The 13880-nt window shown below is 65.3% G+C and carries 15 protein-coding genes and 2 tRNA genes; 13 read left to right on the top strand and 4 right to left on the bottom strand.

The features are described 5' to 3' along the window. Positions 1-80: 80 nt before the first annotated feature. Positions 81-1022, bottom strand: coding sequence for a nucleoside hydrolase (locus ABC729_RS02030; RefSeq protein ID WP_495605996.1), 942 nt, complete (start codon positions 1020-1022; stop codon positions 81-83). Positions 1023-1107: 85 nt separating this feature from the next. On the opposite strand from ABC729_RS02030, the gene ABC729_RS02025 reads away from it, so the two are divergent. The 6 genes from ABC729_RS02025 to ABC729_RS02000 all read left to right on the top strand — a co-directional run bounded on the left by ABC729_RS02025 (position 1108) and on the right by ABC729_RS02000 (position 5733). Continuing rightward, the gene (locus ABC729_RS02025; RefSeq protein WP_495605995.1) at positions 1108-1716 is read left to right on the top strand and encodes an HAD-IB family hydrolase; all 609 of its coding nucleotides are present in this window, start codon (positions 1108-1110) and stop codon (positions 1714-1716) included. 105 nt (positions 1717-1821) lie between these two features. Continuing rightward, positions 1822-2796: a metal ABC transporter solute-binding protein, Zn/Mn family gene (locus ABC729_RS02020; RefSeq protein ID WP_495605994.1), complete on the top strand. Its 975-nt coding sequence runs from the start codon at positions 1822-1824 to the stop codon at positions 2794-2796. A 12-nt stretch (positions 2797-2808) separates the two neighbouring features. After that, the gene (locus ABC729_RS02015) at positions 2809-3594 is read left to right on the top strand and encodes a metal ABC transporter ATP-binding protein (protein ID WP_495605993.1); all 786 of its coding nucleotides are present in this window, start codon (positions 2809-2811) and stop codon (positions 3592-3594) included. Further along, a complete protein-coding gene (locus ABC729_RS02010; RefSeq protein WP_495605992.1) occupies positions 3594-4502 on the top strand; it encodes a metal ABC transporter permease in 909 nt (302 codons plus the stop codon). The genes ABC729_RS02015 and ABC729_RS02010 overlap by 1 nt, the downstream gene beginning before the upstream one ends. Beyond that, the gene (locus ABC729_RS02005) at positions 4499-5455 is read left to right on the top strand and encodes a metal ABC transporter permease (protein WP_495605991.1); all 957 of its coding nucleotides are present in this window, start codon (positions 4499-4501) and stop codon (positions 5453-5455) included. The genes ABC729_RS02010 and ABC729_RS02005 overlap by 4 nt, the downstream gene beginning before the upstream one ends. After that, positions 5452-5733, top strand: coding sequence for a hypothetical protein (locus ABC729_RS02000; RefSeq protein ID WP_495605990.1), 282 nt, complete (start codon positions 5452-5454; stop codon positions 5731-5733). Before ABC729_RS02005 ends, ABC729_RS02000 begins: the two co-directional genes overlap by 4 nt. Here the strand turns inward: ABC729_RS02000 and ABC729_RS01995 are convergent. The 3 genes from ABC729_RS01995 to ABC729_RS01985 form a co-directional block, all read right to left on the bottom strand. Then, positions 5708-7306, bottom strand: coding sequence for a hypothetical protein (locus tag ABC729_RS01995; RefSeq protein WP_495605989.1), 1599 nt, complete (start codon positions 7304-7306; stop codon positions 5708-5710). The genes ABC729_RS02000 and ABC729_RS01995 overlap by 26 nt on opposite strands. A gap of 122 nt (positions 7307-7428) precedes the next feature. Next, positions 7429-8148: a Bax inhibitor-1/YccA family protein gene (locus ABC729_RS01990; RefSeq protein ID WP_495605988.1), complete on the bottom strand. Its 720-nt coding sequence runs from the start codon at positions 8146-8148 to the stop codon at positions 7429-7431. Between the two features lie 115 nt (positions 8149-8263). Beyond that, positions 8264-9181: a complex I NDUFA9 subunit family protein gene (locus ABC729_RS01985; protein ID WP_495605987.1), complete on the bottom strand. Its 918-nt coding sequence runs from the start codon at positions 9179-9181 to the stop codon at positions 8264-8266. Positions 9182-9352: 171 nt separating this feature from the next. On the opposite strand from ABC729_RS01985, the gene ABC729_RS01980 reads away from it, so the two are divergent. The 7 genes from ABC729_RS01980 (at position 9353) to ABC729_RS01950 (ending at position 13867) form a co-directional block, all read left to right on the top strand. Beyond that, positions 9353-9437: transfer RNA gene (locus tag ABC729_RS01980), tRNA-Leu, on the top strand. Between the two features lie 181 nt (positions 9438-9618). Further along, positions 9619-9703: transfer RNA gene (locus ABC729_RS01975), tRNA-Leu, on the top strand. A 180-nt stretch (positions 9704-9883) separates the two neighbouring features. After that, positions 9884-10498, top strand: coding sequence for a ribonuclease D (locus ABC729_RS01970; RefSeq protein WP_495605986.1), 615 nt, complete (start codon positions 9884-9886; stop codon positions 10496-10498). Between the two features lie 119 nt (positions 10499-10617). Further along, the gene (gene lptC, locus ABC729_RS01965) at positions 10618-11307 is read left to right on the top strand and encodes an LPS export ABC transporter periplasmic protein LptC (protein WP_495605985.1); all 690 of its coding nucleotides are present in this window, start codon (positions 10618-10620) and stop codon (positions 11305-11307) included. After that, positions 11304-12254: an LptA/OstA family protein gene (locus ABC729_RS01960; protein WP_495605984.1), complete on the top strand. Its 951-nt coding sequence runs from the start codon at positions 11304-11306 to the stop codon at positions 12252-12254. Before lptC ends, ABC729_RS01960 begins: the two co-directional genes overlap by 4 nt. Further along, positions 12251-13027, top strand: coding sequence for an LPS export ABC transporter ATP-binding protein (gene lptB, locus ABC729_RS01955; RefSeq protein WP_495605983.1), 777 nt, complete (start codon positions 12251-12253; stop codon positions 13025-13027). The genes ABC729_RS01960 and lptB overlap by 4 nt, the downstream gene beginning before the upstream one ends. Positions 13028-13051: 24 nt before the next feature. Next, on the top strand, positions 13052-13867 hold the full coding sequence (locus tag ABC729_RS01950) for an AraC family transcriptional regulator (RefSeq protein ID WP_495605982.1): 816 nt from the start codon (positions 13052-13054) through the stop codon (positions 13865-13867). Positions 13868-13880: the final 13 nt, after the last annotated feature.

The following is a 13880-nucleotide window of genomic DNA, read 5'->3' as shown; positions in this document are numbered from 1 at the left end:
CGTAGCGCGGATTAGCGAAGCGTAATCCGCGGAAAGCCGGCACCGTCGGTCCGCGGATTACGGCTCGCGCCTAATCCGCGCTACAACCGCCCCAACCGCTCAATCAGCAGATCAAAAAGCCCGTCCGCATCGGCCTTTAGCATGAAGAACACGTTCTTCGGGCGCGGGGTGATGCACCAGCGGTCGACGACCGTTTGGCCGATGGTCAGGGGCGACGCGGTTTCGACCTCCACATTCACCTGTTTACCCTGGAACAGGTCGGGCTTGATCAGCCAGGCGATGACGCAGGGGTCGTGCAGGGGGCCGCCATCGGTGCCGTATTTGGCCTCGTCATATTGGCGGTAGAAATCCAGCATTTCATAGGTGACGCGGCCAACCGCACCGGGGATGGCGCGCACGCGGTCCATGCGGGCCTGGGCGGTCAGGACCTGATGCGTCACGTCCATGGAGAACATCACGATATCGACGCCGGATTTCAGCACGATCTGCGCTGCGTGCGGATCGACGAAGATGTTGAATTCGGCCACCGGGCTGCTGTTGCCGCCTTCAAACTGTGCCCCGCCCATCAACACGATGCGCTTGATCCGCGCCGCGATGTCGGGCGCGCGGGTCAGGGCGGTGGCGATATTGGTCAGCGGGCCCAGGGGGCAGAGCGTCACGGTACCGGCGGGTTCGGCGCGCAAGGTGTCGATGATGAAGTCCACCGCATGTTGTGCCTGCAAGGGCATGGTGGGCGGGGGCAGGTCCGGGCCGTCCAGGCCGGTATCGCCATGCACCTCCGGCGCGGTATGCAGGTCCAGGAACAAGGGGCGGTCACAACCGGCGAAGACCTTGATATCGGGCCTTCCCGACAGCTCACAGATCTTGCGGGCATTGATCTCGGTATGGGCCAGGGGCGCGTTGCCGGCCACCGCCGTGACGCCCAACACCTCAATCTCTTCCGGCGAGGCGAAGGCCAGCATCATGGCGACGGCGTCGTCCTGGCCGGGATCGGTATCGATGATGATGCGTTCGCGTGCCATGGCAGCCTCCGTTGGTGCAATCGCCGTCTGATATCCCGAAAAAACTTGAGCGGGAAGGCCCCCGCCTGTTTTATGCGCGGCGATCATGACACGACGCATCGCCATCTTCGATTTTGACGGAACCCTGGTGGGGGGCGACAGCCTGTTGCCCTATCTGGGCCGGGTGGCGGGGCGCATGCGGTCCGGCCTGGTCTTTGCCCGCGCCATCCGGGCGGGGTTGATGAGTGCGGGGGCCAATCCTGATGATGATCTGCGCACCCGTATCAAGGCGGGGATGCTGCGCCGGGCGCTGGCCGGGGTGCCACTATCCGTGGCGCAGGGCGCGGCGGAGCGGATGCGGGGATGGCAACGCTGGTACGAGCCGACCCTGACCGCCCTGAAACACCATGCCGATGCCGGCGATATGGTGGTGGTCGCCACGGGCGGCCTGTCGCTGTACATCCCCACCCTGCTGGAAGGCTTGCCGGTTGACCGCATCCTGGCCACCGATATGGAGGTGCGGGGCGGTGTGCTGACGGGGGAAATGCAGGGCGGCAACTGTGTGCGGGCGGAGAAGGCGCGGCGGGTGGCGGCCCTGCTGCATGAGGCGGGACCGTTCGCGGAGAGCCATGGCTATGGCAACCGCCCATCCGACCTGCCCTTTCTGGCGCTGATGACCCATCCGACGGTGATCGCCACCGTGCCCAGAAAATAATGTTGCGATAGAACGATCACAGGACTTTGCCTTGCCGGCCTTGTCACAGGGCCTATATGCTGGTTCGATAGCAAGTTTGGAATGATTCCAGAAAGTCCTGATCCCGTGATCGCATCAAAGACCGCCCTTTCCCGCCGTCATGCCCTGGCCGTGGCCGGTGCCGGGATATTGTCAGCGTCGCTTCCGGTCAGGGCGGCAGACAAGCCGGTCCTGCAGGCAACGACGGGACAGGTGGCGGAATTGCTGCGTGCCGTGGCCGGCGATACGGCCAGCATCAGCAGCCTGATGGGCGAAGGCATCGACCCCCATTCCTATAAGCTGACGCGGTCGGACACGGTTGCCCTGATGAAGGCCGACGCGGTGTTCCATTCCGGCCTGTTCCTGGAAGGCAAAATGGCCGAGATGCTGGACAAGCTGTCGGCCAGCAAACCGGTGCATGCGGCGGCCTCTGTCCTGCCCAAGGACCGGTTGATCCATCCCGACGGGGCGGATGGCCATCCCGACCCGCATGTGTGGATGGACCCGACCCTGTGGCGGCTGGCCCTGCTGGGCGTTCGGGACAGGCTGTCCGGCCTCTATCCGGCCAATGCCACGCTCTATGCCGCCAATGCAGCCAAGGCGGCGTCGGAATATGAGGCCCTGACGGCCTATGCCGGCACGGTGCTGGGCAGCGTGCCGGAACAGCGGCGGGTGCTGGTCACCGCGCATGATGCATTTTCCTACCTTGGCCGGGCCTATGGCCTGTCCGTCGTGGGCATTCAGGGGATCAGCACGGAATCCGAGGCGGGGTTGCAGCGCATCGAAAGCATGGTCTCGCTGCTGGTGGAGCGCAAAATTCCGGCGGTTTTTATCGAGACCTCGGTGTCCGATCGCAATATCCAAGCGTTGATACAGGGAGCGGCGGCCAAGGGTCACACGGTGACCATCGGCGGATCGCTTTATTCCGACGCGATGGGTGCGCCCGGCACCTATGAGGGGACCTATGTCGGCATGATCGACCATAATGTCACAACCATCGCCCAGGCCCTGGGCGGCACCGTGCCGGCGCGCGGGTTCCAGGGCCGGCTGGCGGCGGGTTGAGGGGCGAAAACCATGCTGCAGCGGCTGTTGAGCGATAATTTCATCCCCAGTGCCGATGCCGGCGTCGGCGCACTGGCCGTGTCGGGCCTGTCGGTGGCGTATCACCAGCGCCTTGTGCTGCGCGATGTCACCTGGACGGCCCCGGCCCAGGGGCTGGTGGCCGTGGTCGGACCGAACGGGGCCGGCAAATCCACCTTCCTGAAGGCCGTGCTGAGCCTGGTCCCGGCCCTGACGGGCACGATCGAGGTGTATGGCCGCCCGCTGAAGCGGCAGCGCGCCCTTATCGGCTATGTGCCGCAGCGGGAAAGCGTGGATTGGGACTTCCCGGTCAGCGCACTGGATGTCGTCACCATGGGCCGTTACGGCCTGATCGGCTGGGGCCGGCGCATCACGGGCCGGCACAGGGCCGCCGCCATGGCCGCGCTGGATCGGGTCGGCATGGCCGATTTCGCCCATCGCCAGATCGGGCAACTGTCAGGCGGGCAGCAGCAGCGTGTGTTCCTGGCCCGCGCGTTGGCGCAGGAGGCGCGGCTTTATTTCATGGATGAACCGCTGGCCGGCGTGGATGCCGCCACGGAACAGACCATCCTGGCCGTCCTGCGCGAGTTGGACGCGGAGGGCCGCACCGTCATCTGCGTGCATCATGATCTCCAGACCGTGGCCGAAACCTTCGACCATGTGCTGATGCTGAATGGCGGGCTGGTCGCCGCCGGGCCGGTGCGCGAGGCGCTGACAGAGGAGAATTTGCGCAAGGCCTATGGCCAGCGGGCCAGCGGGCTGCTGCTGGGGCCGCGCTGATGGAGATGGTGGGGCATAATACGCTGGTCGTGCTGCTGGGTGCTACCGCGCTGGGCATGGCGGCGGGCATGGTGGGCTGTTTCATGGTGTTGCGCCGCCGCGCCCTGGTCAGCGATGCCCTGTCCCACGCCACCCTGCCCGGTATTGTCGCGGCCTTCCTGACCGGCATGGCGCTGGGGGTGGAGGGGCGGTCCCTGCCCCTGCTGCTGACCGGGGCCGCCATCAGCGGGGCCATCGCGGTTGCCACCATTCAGGCGATCAAGCGCTGGACAAGGCTGACCGAGGATGCGGCCATCGGGTCGGTGCTGTCGGTGTTTTTCGGGGCCGGTGTGGTGCTGCTGTCGGTGGTGCAGGAACTGCCCGCCGCCAACGCCGCCGGCCTGAAGGGCTTCATCTTTGGCCAGACGGCGGCCATGCGCAGTGGCGAAGCGCTGGGCCTGGGGGCGCTGGCCCTGCTGGCCGCATCCATGGTCTGGCTGTTCTTTAAGGAATTCCGCCTGCTGGCCTTTGATGAAGGCTTTGCGCGGGCCGCCGGCTGGCCCACGGGGCGCATCGATCTGGCGCTGATGGCGCTGGTCACGCTGGTCACCGTGGTCGGGCTGCAGACGGTGGGGCTGGTCCTGATCATCGCCCTGCTGATCACGCCCGCCGCCACGGCCCGGTTCTGGACCGATGATCTGTCCCGCATGCTGATCATCGCCGGGGGCGTGGGGGCCGTGTCGGGCGGGATGGGTGCGATACTCTCCTCCCGCTTTGCCGATCTGCCGGCGGGGGCGGTCATCGTCCTGGTCGCCACCAGCCTGTTTTTCATCAGCCTGATCGTGGCACCATCGCGCGGGCTGCTGGGCCGCAGCCTGCGCCGCGCGCGGTTGCGCCGCGCCCTGCTGGCGGGGGAGCTGGTGGGATGAATATCGATACCGTCACCTTCCTGTCGGTCGATCTGCCGGCCTTGCTGGCGGCCCTGTTCGCCTGCCTGTCCTGTGCGCTGGTCGGCAATTTCCTGGTGCTGCGGCGACAGGCCCTGATGGGCGATGCCATTTCCCATGCCGTCCTGCCCGGCATCGTGGCGGGCTTCATGGTGGCCGGCACGCGCGACACCTTCCCCATGCTGGCCGGTGCCCTGACCGCCGCCTTGGTGGCGGGCGGGATGATCGAACTGGTCCGCCGCCTGGGCCGGGTGGAGGCAGGGGCGGCCATGGGCGTGGTCTTTACCGGGCTGTTCGCCCTGGGCGTTGTGCTGATCGAACAGGGGCCGGCGCGGCAGGTCGATCTGGACGCCGATTGCGTGCTCTATGGGCAGTTGGAGGCCATCCTGTGGCTGACGCCCGGCGGCTGGGCCGATCTGGCTGACCTCGCCATCTGGGCCACCCTGCCCCGCCAGGTTCTCCAGTTGATGGCCGTGTTCGCGCTTTGCCTCGCCATCATCCTGATTTTCTTCAAGGAATTCACCCTTGTCAGCTTTGACGCCGGTCTGGCCGACACGCTGGGCCTGAAAAGCGGGTGGGTGCAGCAGGGGATTGTCGTGCTGGCGGCCCTTGCCGCCATCGCGGCGTTTGAGGCGGTGGGGTCAATCCTGGTCATCGCCATGTTGATCTGTCCCGCCGCCACGGCGCGGCTCTATACCGACCGGATGGGGCCGCAGGTGGCCCTGTCGCTGCTGATCGGCGGGGCGACGGGGGTTGGCGGCTATGGGCTGGGTGCCTTCGGGCCGTCGCTGCTGGGCTATGACATGGCCGTGAATGCGGCAGGGTCGATTGCCGTGCTGGCCGGGATCATCCTGGGGCTTTCCATTCTGCTGGCCCCGCGCTATGGCGTCATCGCCCGTCAGATGCGGCGGGGAATGCAGGGAGCGGCGGCGTGAATTCTGCGGAACTGTCCTATATCGTGCTGGGCGTGACGCCGGCCACGGCGGCGGCGTGCCGGACCCTTGCGGGCCAGGGCGGATGCTTCACGATCATGGATATTGATCAGCGGGCGGGACACCGGCTGGTGCTGGAACTGAATACCGGCAGCCGGGGCCGCGCCGTATTCGTGCCCGGCAACCCGGAAGATGCCGGCGACCGGGCCGACACCCTGGCGGAAAATGCCCGATGCTGGCCCGATCAGACGGCCCTTATCCTTTCGCCCGCATCGCTTTGACCCCGTCCAGGATCTGTTTCAGCATGACATCGCGGGATGAGATGGCGGCAAAGCGTTCGCGTGCCTTTTCCTGCATATCGGCACGATAAGCGGTGTCATCGGCAAAACGGGTGGCCAGCGGGGCGAAATCAGCAAAGCGCGGCAGATGGAAATCCGACCCGACCACCGTCGCCACATCGCCTGCATTGAGGGTGAAGGCCGGAACCCCGCTGGCCAGGGCATAGGCGGCAGACGCCCCACCCCCGCCGCGCGGCGGGTTGATAAACAGGTCCGCCGCCGCCAGCAGACCCATTACATCCGGGTCAAAGCCATGACAGCGCGACCGCGCCGCCAGGGCTGGCAGGTCCGCCACCAACGCATCGAACCGGTCCAGCGGCCCGACAAACAGGAAGAACAGGCGCGGTTCAGCCTCAATCGCTGCGTTCAGCGCGGCCGCAAAGTCGGGCGTCACCTCTGCTGTCAGACGCACCCCGATGACCAGGGTCAGGATGGCGTCGGCAGGGATCCCCAGATCGGCCTTGGTCCGTGCCTGCTTCACCGCCGGCTTGGTGTAGCAGTAATCAATGTGAACCACACGTTCGGGGCTGAGGCCGGCAAAGGCCAGTGCCGGCAAATCCGACGGGACCAGGGCGCGGGGCAAGGCAAACATGCCTGGTTCGGCAATGGGCAAATAGGTGCCAAACGGGATCGACACCACATCCAGCAGCCCCTGGCAGAGATCGGCCACCGGATTCATAGTACCGAATGACAGCACCAGATCGGGCCGCATATCCAGAATCCGGTCGCGCAGCGACGACGCCATTGCCGGATCGGTGAAGCCGCCGGGCAGGTGGATGAACGGGATGGGAAGACGGTCGACCGTCAGTTGATTGCAGCCCAGCAGATGCTGCTCGACGCTGCTGATGAAGCCGCCGAGATAGGGGTAGTAGACGCCGCGCGGGCCGTCCGCCGTGTTGATCAGCACCACGCGGCGACCAAAACGCAACAGCAGCTTTGCGGCGAATTCCCCCGCATCAATGGAGGGCTGATGCATGCCGCTCAGGAACTGGCTGGTCATCACCACGACCAGATCGCGTTGACGCGCCGCCGGCGGGACGGGGTCCGGGGCCGGCATGGCGGCCCGATAAAGGTTGAGGATCGCCCGCCAGAGACGGCGGACTGCCATGTCATGGGCAACCGGATCGGACAGTTTGATCCGGTTGCTCCAGATGCCGAAGAGCATGCCGCGCAGGATGTAATCGGCCTGGATCAAAGAATGGCGCGGGTCGGGGTTTTCCAGATCGGCGGCCAGCGTCTCAATCACCGCCGTCGCGGCCCGATCATCGCGCAAGGCGACGGCGCGCAGCAGATGGTAAAGCGTATGTTCACGGGCATTGCGACGGGGAAAACGCTCCAGCGTCTCCGCAAAGGGAGCAGGATCAATACCCGCATCCACCAACTGGCCAACACGGCTGGCCAGTTCATCCATCCGCTCCCAGACTTTAACGTTGAAGATCGGTTCTTCCAGCCCGTCGGCCAGTTCCTTTTCCAGGATGGCGGCAAGCCCCGTGATACCGCCGTCAACAAAGGTCACAGCCCTGCCCCTCCGATCATCGCGGTAGCAATCATAACCAGCGGGCGTTGAAAATGGAAACGCCCGGCGCGGATATCTCCGCGCCGGGCGTCCAAAAGGCCGGGTACTGGACCCATCAACCCTTATTCGTCGCGCTGCCCCATCAGGGACAGCAGGAACTGGAACAGGTTGATGAAGTTCAGATACAGGCTGAGCGCGCCCATCACGGCCAGACGGCTGTTGGCCTCTTCACCCCAGTGGGAAGCATAGCTTTCCTTGATGTTCTGGGTGTCCCAGGCCGTCAGGCCCGTGAAGATCACCACGCCGATCACCGAGATGGCGAACTGCAAGGCGCTGGAGGCCAGGAAGATGTTCACCAGACCGGCGATGATGATGCCGATCAGGCCCATCACCAGGAAGCTGCCCATCTTCGACAGGTCAGTCTTGGTGGTGTAGCCATACAGGCTGGTGCCCGCGAACATCGCTGCCGTGATGAAGAACACGCGTGCGATGCTGGCGCCCGTATAGACCAGGAAGATCGACATCATTGACAGGCCCATCAGGGCGCTGAAGGCGATCAGGCTGGTCCGCAGGGCGGAGCCCGACATCCGGTCAGGCCGGAAGCCAAAGAAGATGAAAGCCAGGGGGGCCAGCATGACCACCCACTTCAAAGGCGTACCGAAGATCAGGGCGACCAGGGCCTCGCTTTGCGAGCCAAGGAACGCCACGCCACCGGTGATAGCCAACGCCAAGCACATGTAATTATAGACGCGCAGCATATGGGTACGCAGACCTGCGTCAAAAGACGCCTGGTCCATGGTCCGACTGCCCGCCGCATACGGATTATAGGGTCCGTTTACCATCGATGTATCCTCGACAGGGGCTGTTGAGTACTGAACCTCTATATTGGGTGCCTCTCCCCCCCGATCAATGGAAATCGGTCTGCGGCCCACGCATTTTCACAAGCCCAAGCCCCGGTCAGCGCAGATAGCTGGGCACGACCAGTTCCACGGCCTTGGGCGTGATGCCCAGATCGGTCAGGCCCGGCAAGGCCCCCGACACGACATTGTCCCGCCGAAGCAAGGTCACCTGATCGCGGGTCAGCGGCTTGCCGGGCAGCATCTCCGTGAAGAAGGCCTGCATCATGGCCACCGGGAACGGCAAGGTCAGCAGGCAGCGATGCGGCACGCCCGCCTGACGGCGGATATAATCCAGCAGGTCCTTGAAACTGTAGGCGCGGGGGCCGCCCAGTTCATAGGTTTTGCCAGCACAGGCCGGATCGGTCAGGGCGACCATCACCGCATCGGCGACATCACCGACATAGACGGGCTGAAACCGGGTGTGACCACCGCCGATCAGGGGCAGGAAGGGCAGGGCCTTGGCCATCCGCCCGAAGCGGTTAAAGAAACCATCGCCCGGACCGAACACAATGGAGGGGCGCAGGATCACCGCACCCGGCATGGATGCGCGCACCGCTGCCTCGCCCGCCGCCTTGCTGCGCGCATAGGCCGATGCCGAGGCAGGGTCGGCACCGATGGCGGAGATCTGGACAAAGTGGCGGGCACCGGCAGCAGCAGCGGCACGGGCGATACGGGCCGCCGCCTGATGCTGCACGCCGTCGAAACTGTCCGCGCCCGACGGGGCCAGGATGCCGATCAGGTTGATGACCGCGTCCGCCCCGGTCACGGCGGCGGCGACAGAGGCGTCGTCGCGCGTGTCAGTGGCGATGGGCAGGACCTGACCAACGTCGCCCGCCACCTTCATCCAGGACAGCAGCCCCGGCCGGCGCGATGGCACGATCACCCGCGCACCTGCCTGCGCCAGGCGTTTCACCACCTGTCGCCCGATGAAACCGGAGCCGCCGAAAACCACCACCGTGCCCAAGGATGCGGACATCGCTCCCTCCCCCACCATTCAAACCTATGATGTGGATATGGTTCAGGGGCGTTGCAGAAAAAGTCGCCTGTTCTTGAAAAACATCTGTTGACGGCATCGGCGGCGGTCATTATACACCCGCTCCACGACGCGCCGCCCACCGGCAACGATGGAAAGCGCGGTTCGGAAAACGCCCAGATGGCGGAATTGGTAGACGCGCAGGTTTCAGGTACCTGTACCGCAAGGTGTGGAAGTTCGAGTCTTCTTCTGGGCACCATTCCGATGTAACGCATTTAAGGCCGCCGGTTCATTCCGGCGGCCTTAAGCGTTTCTGGGCCACGGTCAGGCCAAGCGGCAAAAAAATCAACAAACCTGTTGACGCCTGGAAAGCCCCCCTTTATACAGCCGCTCCACGACGCGCCGCCCGACGGCAACGACGGAAAGCGCGGTTCGGATACGCCCAGATGGCGGAATTGGTAGACGCGCAGGTTTCAGGTACCTGTACCGCAAGGTGTGGAAGTTCGAGTCTTCTTCTGGGCACCATCCGCATAAACGCTCTTAAGGCCGCCGGCATCACCGGCGGCCTTAAGCGTTTCTGGACCCCATCACATGGCGGCCCCCTGCCCCGGCATCGGACCCTTGCGGCATCGCCCCTTGCGATGGCGGGGCCGGCAACCGATAAGGGATGTGAAATGATATGCCTGTCAGCCAAGGATAAGCCCCATGTCTCAGATCTCCCTTTACGATGGTGACCTTCCCGACGGTCTGGACCTGGGTCCCGTCGTCGCCGTCGATACGGAGACCATGGGCCTGAACCCGCACCGCGACCGGCTGTGCCTGGTGCAGCTGTCCTCGGGCGACGGGAATGCCCATCTGGTGCAGATCCGTAAGGGCCAGACGCTGGCCCCCAACCTGAAGCGCCTGATGGAAGATCCAGGCGTCCTGAAGCTGTTCCATTTCGCGCGCTTCGACGTGGCGGTGCTGTACAAGGCACTGGGCATCACCTGCGCCCCCATCTATTGCACCAAGATCACCTCCAAGCTGGTCCGCACCTCCACCGACCGGCATGGGTTGAAGGATCTGTGCAAGGAGATGACGGGGATTGAGCTGTCCAAGCAGCAGCAATCCAGCGACTGGGGTGCTTCGGACCTGAACGAGGAGCAGCTGAAATATGCCGCTTCCGATGTTCTGTACCTGCACCAGATCAAGGAAAAGCTGGACGCGCTGCTGGAGCGCGAAGGCCGGCGCGAGTTGGCGGAGGCCTGCTTCGCCTTCCTGCCGGCGCGCGGCAAGCTGGATCTGCTGGGCTGGGAAGAACCGGATATTTTCTCGCACTGAGCCGCCCGTTGACGGCATGGCGGGTCGGTCCTGTGCGGCCCGTCACAGAATTGCCGTGCTGTTCTGGCATCTGCTGCGCCCCTGATCCCTGATTGCCCTGTAAGGACCCCCTGCCCCCCATGGCCACCGCCCCCGCCCCGTCCAACCGGCCCATCGTGCCGCGCCTGCCGGCAGGCGGCGGACGGGACCCGTTTGCGCACAGCAAGGCGGTACGGGTGGCGCGGGTAGCCCTGCCGGCAGTGGCGGGCGTCGTGCTGCTGACCATCTTCATCTGGCCTCTGTTTGGTGGATCGTCGGACAAGTCCAAGCCGGGCCCGGCCCTGGGCGACCTGGAACTGACCCAGGCCCGCTATCTGGGCACCGACAAGGGTGATCAGCCCTTTGAGATCAGGGCCGAACGGGCGGCACAACAGGGCGGCGGCCGGTCCATGGTGGATCTGACGGTACCGCAGGCCGATATCACCCTGAAGCGCGGCACCTGGCTTTCCATGACGGCGGCCAAGGGTGCCTATGACCAGGACAAGCAGGTCCTGTCGCTGGAAGGTCCCGTCAGCTTCTATCATGGGTCGGGGTATGAACTGCGCACGCAGGAAGCCATACTGGACGTGAAGAAGGGCATCGCCTGGGGCAACAAGCCTGTGGAGGGCCAGGGGCCGATGGGGACGGTGGAAGCCGGCGGCTTCCGCGTGTTGCAGGATGGCGATGTTCTGGTCTTTACCGGGCACGCACGGTTGCGCGCCTTTGGATCGGGTACAGGGTCGGGCCAGACGGCCCAAACGAATGACAAGCCGGGGACGACGGCACCATGAAGTCTGTGACGCGGGTACATATCGGGTGGGGCCGCTATCTGGCGCCATTGGCACTGGGTCTGGCGCTGGCCGCCGGCACCGGCCTGGCGCAGCAGGCCCCCACGGCCCCGGAAGCCCCCGCCGCCACCCCTTCGCTGGAAATCGGCGGGTCGAAGCCCATCGAGGTCGATGCCCCCGCCGGGTTCGAGTATCACGAGAAATTGCAGGTCGCCATCGCGCGCGGCGGGGCCACGGCCACCCAGGGCGATATGGTCCTGACCGCCGACACGCTGGCCGCCTATTTCCGCAAGACCAAGGATGGCGGCAACGAGGTCTATCGCTTGCTGGCCGAAGGCAATGTGCAGCTGAAGAATACCGACCGTACCGCCCATGGGTCGCGCGCCATCTATGACCTGGACAAGTCGGTGGCGGTGCTGACGGGCGAAGGCCTGCGCTTGACCACGCCGACCGAGACGGTGACGGCGCGTGACAGCCTTGAATATTGGCGTGAACAGGAGCTGGCGGTGGCGCGGGGCGATGCGTTGGCCGCCCGTCCGCAGGACCGTATCCGTGCCGACCGTCTGGTGGCCCTGCTGTCGCGCGACGCCAATGACAAGCTTGGCCTGTCGCGGGTCGATGCCGATGGCGGTGTCGTGATCACCACCAAGTCGGAAACGGCGCGCGGCGACAAGGGCACCTATGACCTGGACAGCGAACGCGCGCTGCTGACCGGCAATGTCCGTGTCACGCGCGGACAGAATCAGCTGAACGGCCCTGCGGCAGAGGTTGACCTGAAGTCAGGGATCAGCCGTATTCTGTCCCGTACACCGGGTGCCGCCCCGCCAGCGACGGCACCCGCCACGGGCGAGCGTGTAAAGGGCCTGTTCATTCCCAACCGGCAGGGTGAGGGCGGCATGCCGCAGCAACCCAGCCCGCCCGCCAACCCCAAGGGGAGCGACAAGCCATGACCCAGCCCACCCAGGACAAGTCCGCGACCGGCCCGCGTCTGGTCACCGACAATACGGGCCTTGTGGCGTCGCGCATCGGCAAGGCCTACAAGGGCCGTCCCGTGCTGCGCGATATCTCGCTGTCGGTGAACCGGGGGGAGGCGGTGGGGCTTCTGGGTCCCAACGGGGCCGGCAAGACCACCTGTTTCTATATCATCACCGGCCTGATCCTGCCCGACCATGGCAGCATCGCCCTGGACGGGATGGAGGTTACGTCGCTGCCCATGTACCGCCGCGCGCGGCTGGGCATCGGCTATCTGCCGCAGGAAGCGAGCATTTTCCGAGGCCTCAGCGTAGAGAATAATATCCGCGCCGTTCTGGAGGTGGTGGAGCCCGACCGCGATATCCGCGAGCAGCGGTTGGATGAACTGCTGGCCGAGTTTTCCATCACCCATCTGCGCCGCACGCCGGCCCTGGCCCTGTCGGGTGGTGAGCGCCGGCGTGCGGAAATCGCCCGCGCGCTTGCCAGCCAGCCGCATTTCATCCTGCTGGACGAACCGTTCGCGGGCGTCGATCCCATCGCGGTGAACGAGATTCGCGAGTTGGTCAGCCATCTGCGCGAACGCGGCATCGGCGTGCTGATCACCGATCATAATGTGCGCGAGACGCTAGATATCGTGGACCGCGCCTATATCCTGCATGACGGTGTCGTCCTGATGCAGGGCACCCCGTCGGAGATTGTGGCGCACAAGGATGTGCGCCGCGTCTATCTGGGCGAACGGTTCAGCCTGTAATAGCCGTGCTGCGGAGGGGATAAGATGGCAGAGGCCCGCCCCTTCCGAATGCCGCGTAGCCATGTGGACGGGATCATCGCGGTCCTGGCCTCCACCCGCCATGCCTATCCCCGCCACAGCCACGATACCTATGGCATCGGCCTGTTCGACCAGGGGGCACAGCGGTCCAGCAGCGGTCGCGGCATGGTGGAAGCGGGGCCGGGCACTATGGTCACCGTCAATCCCGGCGAAGTGCATTGCGGCAGCCCCATCGGCGACGGGGAGCGGGCTTGGCGCATGCTCTATCTCGATCCCGCCCTGATCGCCGGTGCCGTTCAGGATATGGGCCGCGGCGGGGAATTCACCCGACCTGTCCTGGATGATGCCAGCCTGTCCTCCTGGTTTGAGCGGCTGTTCGCCGCCGTTACCCAGGGCGGCCCCACCGCCGCCCTAGCCGGGGAGGAGGCGTTGCTGGTGCTCAGCACCCGGCTTCTGCGCGAACGCCCCCGTCCCAGGACACCACCACCACCCGTCGCCCTGGCCCGTGCCTGCATTGACGATGATCCGGCCAGCCCGGTCAGCCTGGGCACACTGGCATCCCTGTCCGGGGTGAGCCGGTTCCAGTTGCTGCGCGGTTTCGCGGCGGCCACGGGCCTAACCCCACATGCCTACCTGATGCAGCGGCGCCTGCATCTGGCTCGCCGCCTGATTCAAACTGGCGTGTCCCTGGCCCAGGCGGCAGCGGAGGCAGGTTTCGCCGATCAGAGCCACATGACGCGGCTGTTCAGCCGGTGTTTCGGGGTGACGCCCGCTGCCTATGCCCGCGCCGTGACGCCATCCGCAATTCCGTTCAAGACCTGAAGGGCCGATACCG

The organism is Niveispirillum sp. CC-CTL257, assembly GCF_059489915.1.
The sequence above is the reverse complement of the archived record's forward strand: the minus strand, read 5'-3'. Positions and strand labels throughout refer to the sequence as shown.

What these genes read in the sequence shown, in the direction of transcription:
- ABC729_RS02030 (WP_495605996.1), bottom strand. Translation starts at nt 1,022, where the DNA reads ATGGCACGCGAACGCATCATCATCGATACCGATCCCGGCCAGGACGAC.
- ABC729_RS02025 (WP_495605995.1), top strand. Translation starts at nt 1,108, where the DNA reads ATGACACGACGCATCGCCATCTTCGATTTTGACGGAACCCTGGTGGGG.
- ABC729_RS02015 (WP_495605993.1), top strand. Translation starts at nt 2,809, where the DNA reads ATGCTGCAGCGGCTGTTGAGCGATAATTTCATCCCCAGTGCCGATGCC.
- ABC729_RS02010 (WP_495605992.1), top strand. Translation starts at nt 3,594, where the DNA reads ATGGAGATGGTGGGGCATAATACGCTGGTCGTGCTGCTGGGTGCTACC.
- ABC729_RS02005 (WP_495605991.1), top strand. Translation starts at nt 4,499, where the DNA reads ATGAATATCGATACCGTCACCTTCCTGTCGGTCGATCTGCCGGCCTTG.
- ABC729_RS01990 (WP_495605988.1), bottom strand. Translation starts at nt 8,148, where the DNA reads ATGGTAAACGGACCCTATAATCCGTATGCGGCGGGCAGTCGGACCATG.
- ABC729_RS01985 (WP_495605987.1), bottom strand. Translation starts at nt 9,181, where the DNA reads ATGTCCGCATCCTTGGGCACGGTGGTGGTTTTCGGCGGCTCCGGTTTC.
- ABC729_RS01970 (WP_495605986.1), top strand. Translation starts at nt 9,884, where the DNA reads ATGTCTCAGATCTCCCTTTACGATGGTGACCTTCCCGACGGTCTGGAC.
- lptC (WP_495605985.1), top strand. Translation starts at nt 10,618, where the DNA reads ATGGCCACCGCCCCCGCCCCGTCCAACCGGCCCATCGTGCCGCGCCTG.
- ABC729_RS01960 (WP_495605984.1), top strand. Translation starts at nt 11,304, where the DNA reads ATGAAGTCTGTGACGCGGGTACATATCGGGTGGGGCCGCTATCTGGCG.
- lptB (WP_495605983.1), top strand. Translation starts at nt 12,251, where the DNA reads ATGACCCAGCCCACCCAGGACAAGTCCGCGACCGGCCCGCGTCTGGTC.
- ABC729_RS01950 (WP_495605982.1), top strand. Translation starts at nt 13,052, where the DNA reads ATGGCAGAGGCCCGCCCCTTCCGAATGCCGCGTAGCCATGTGGACGGG.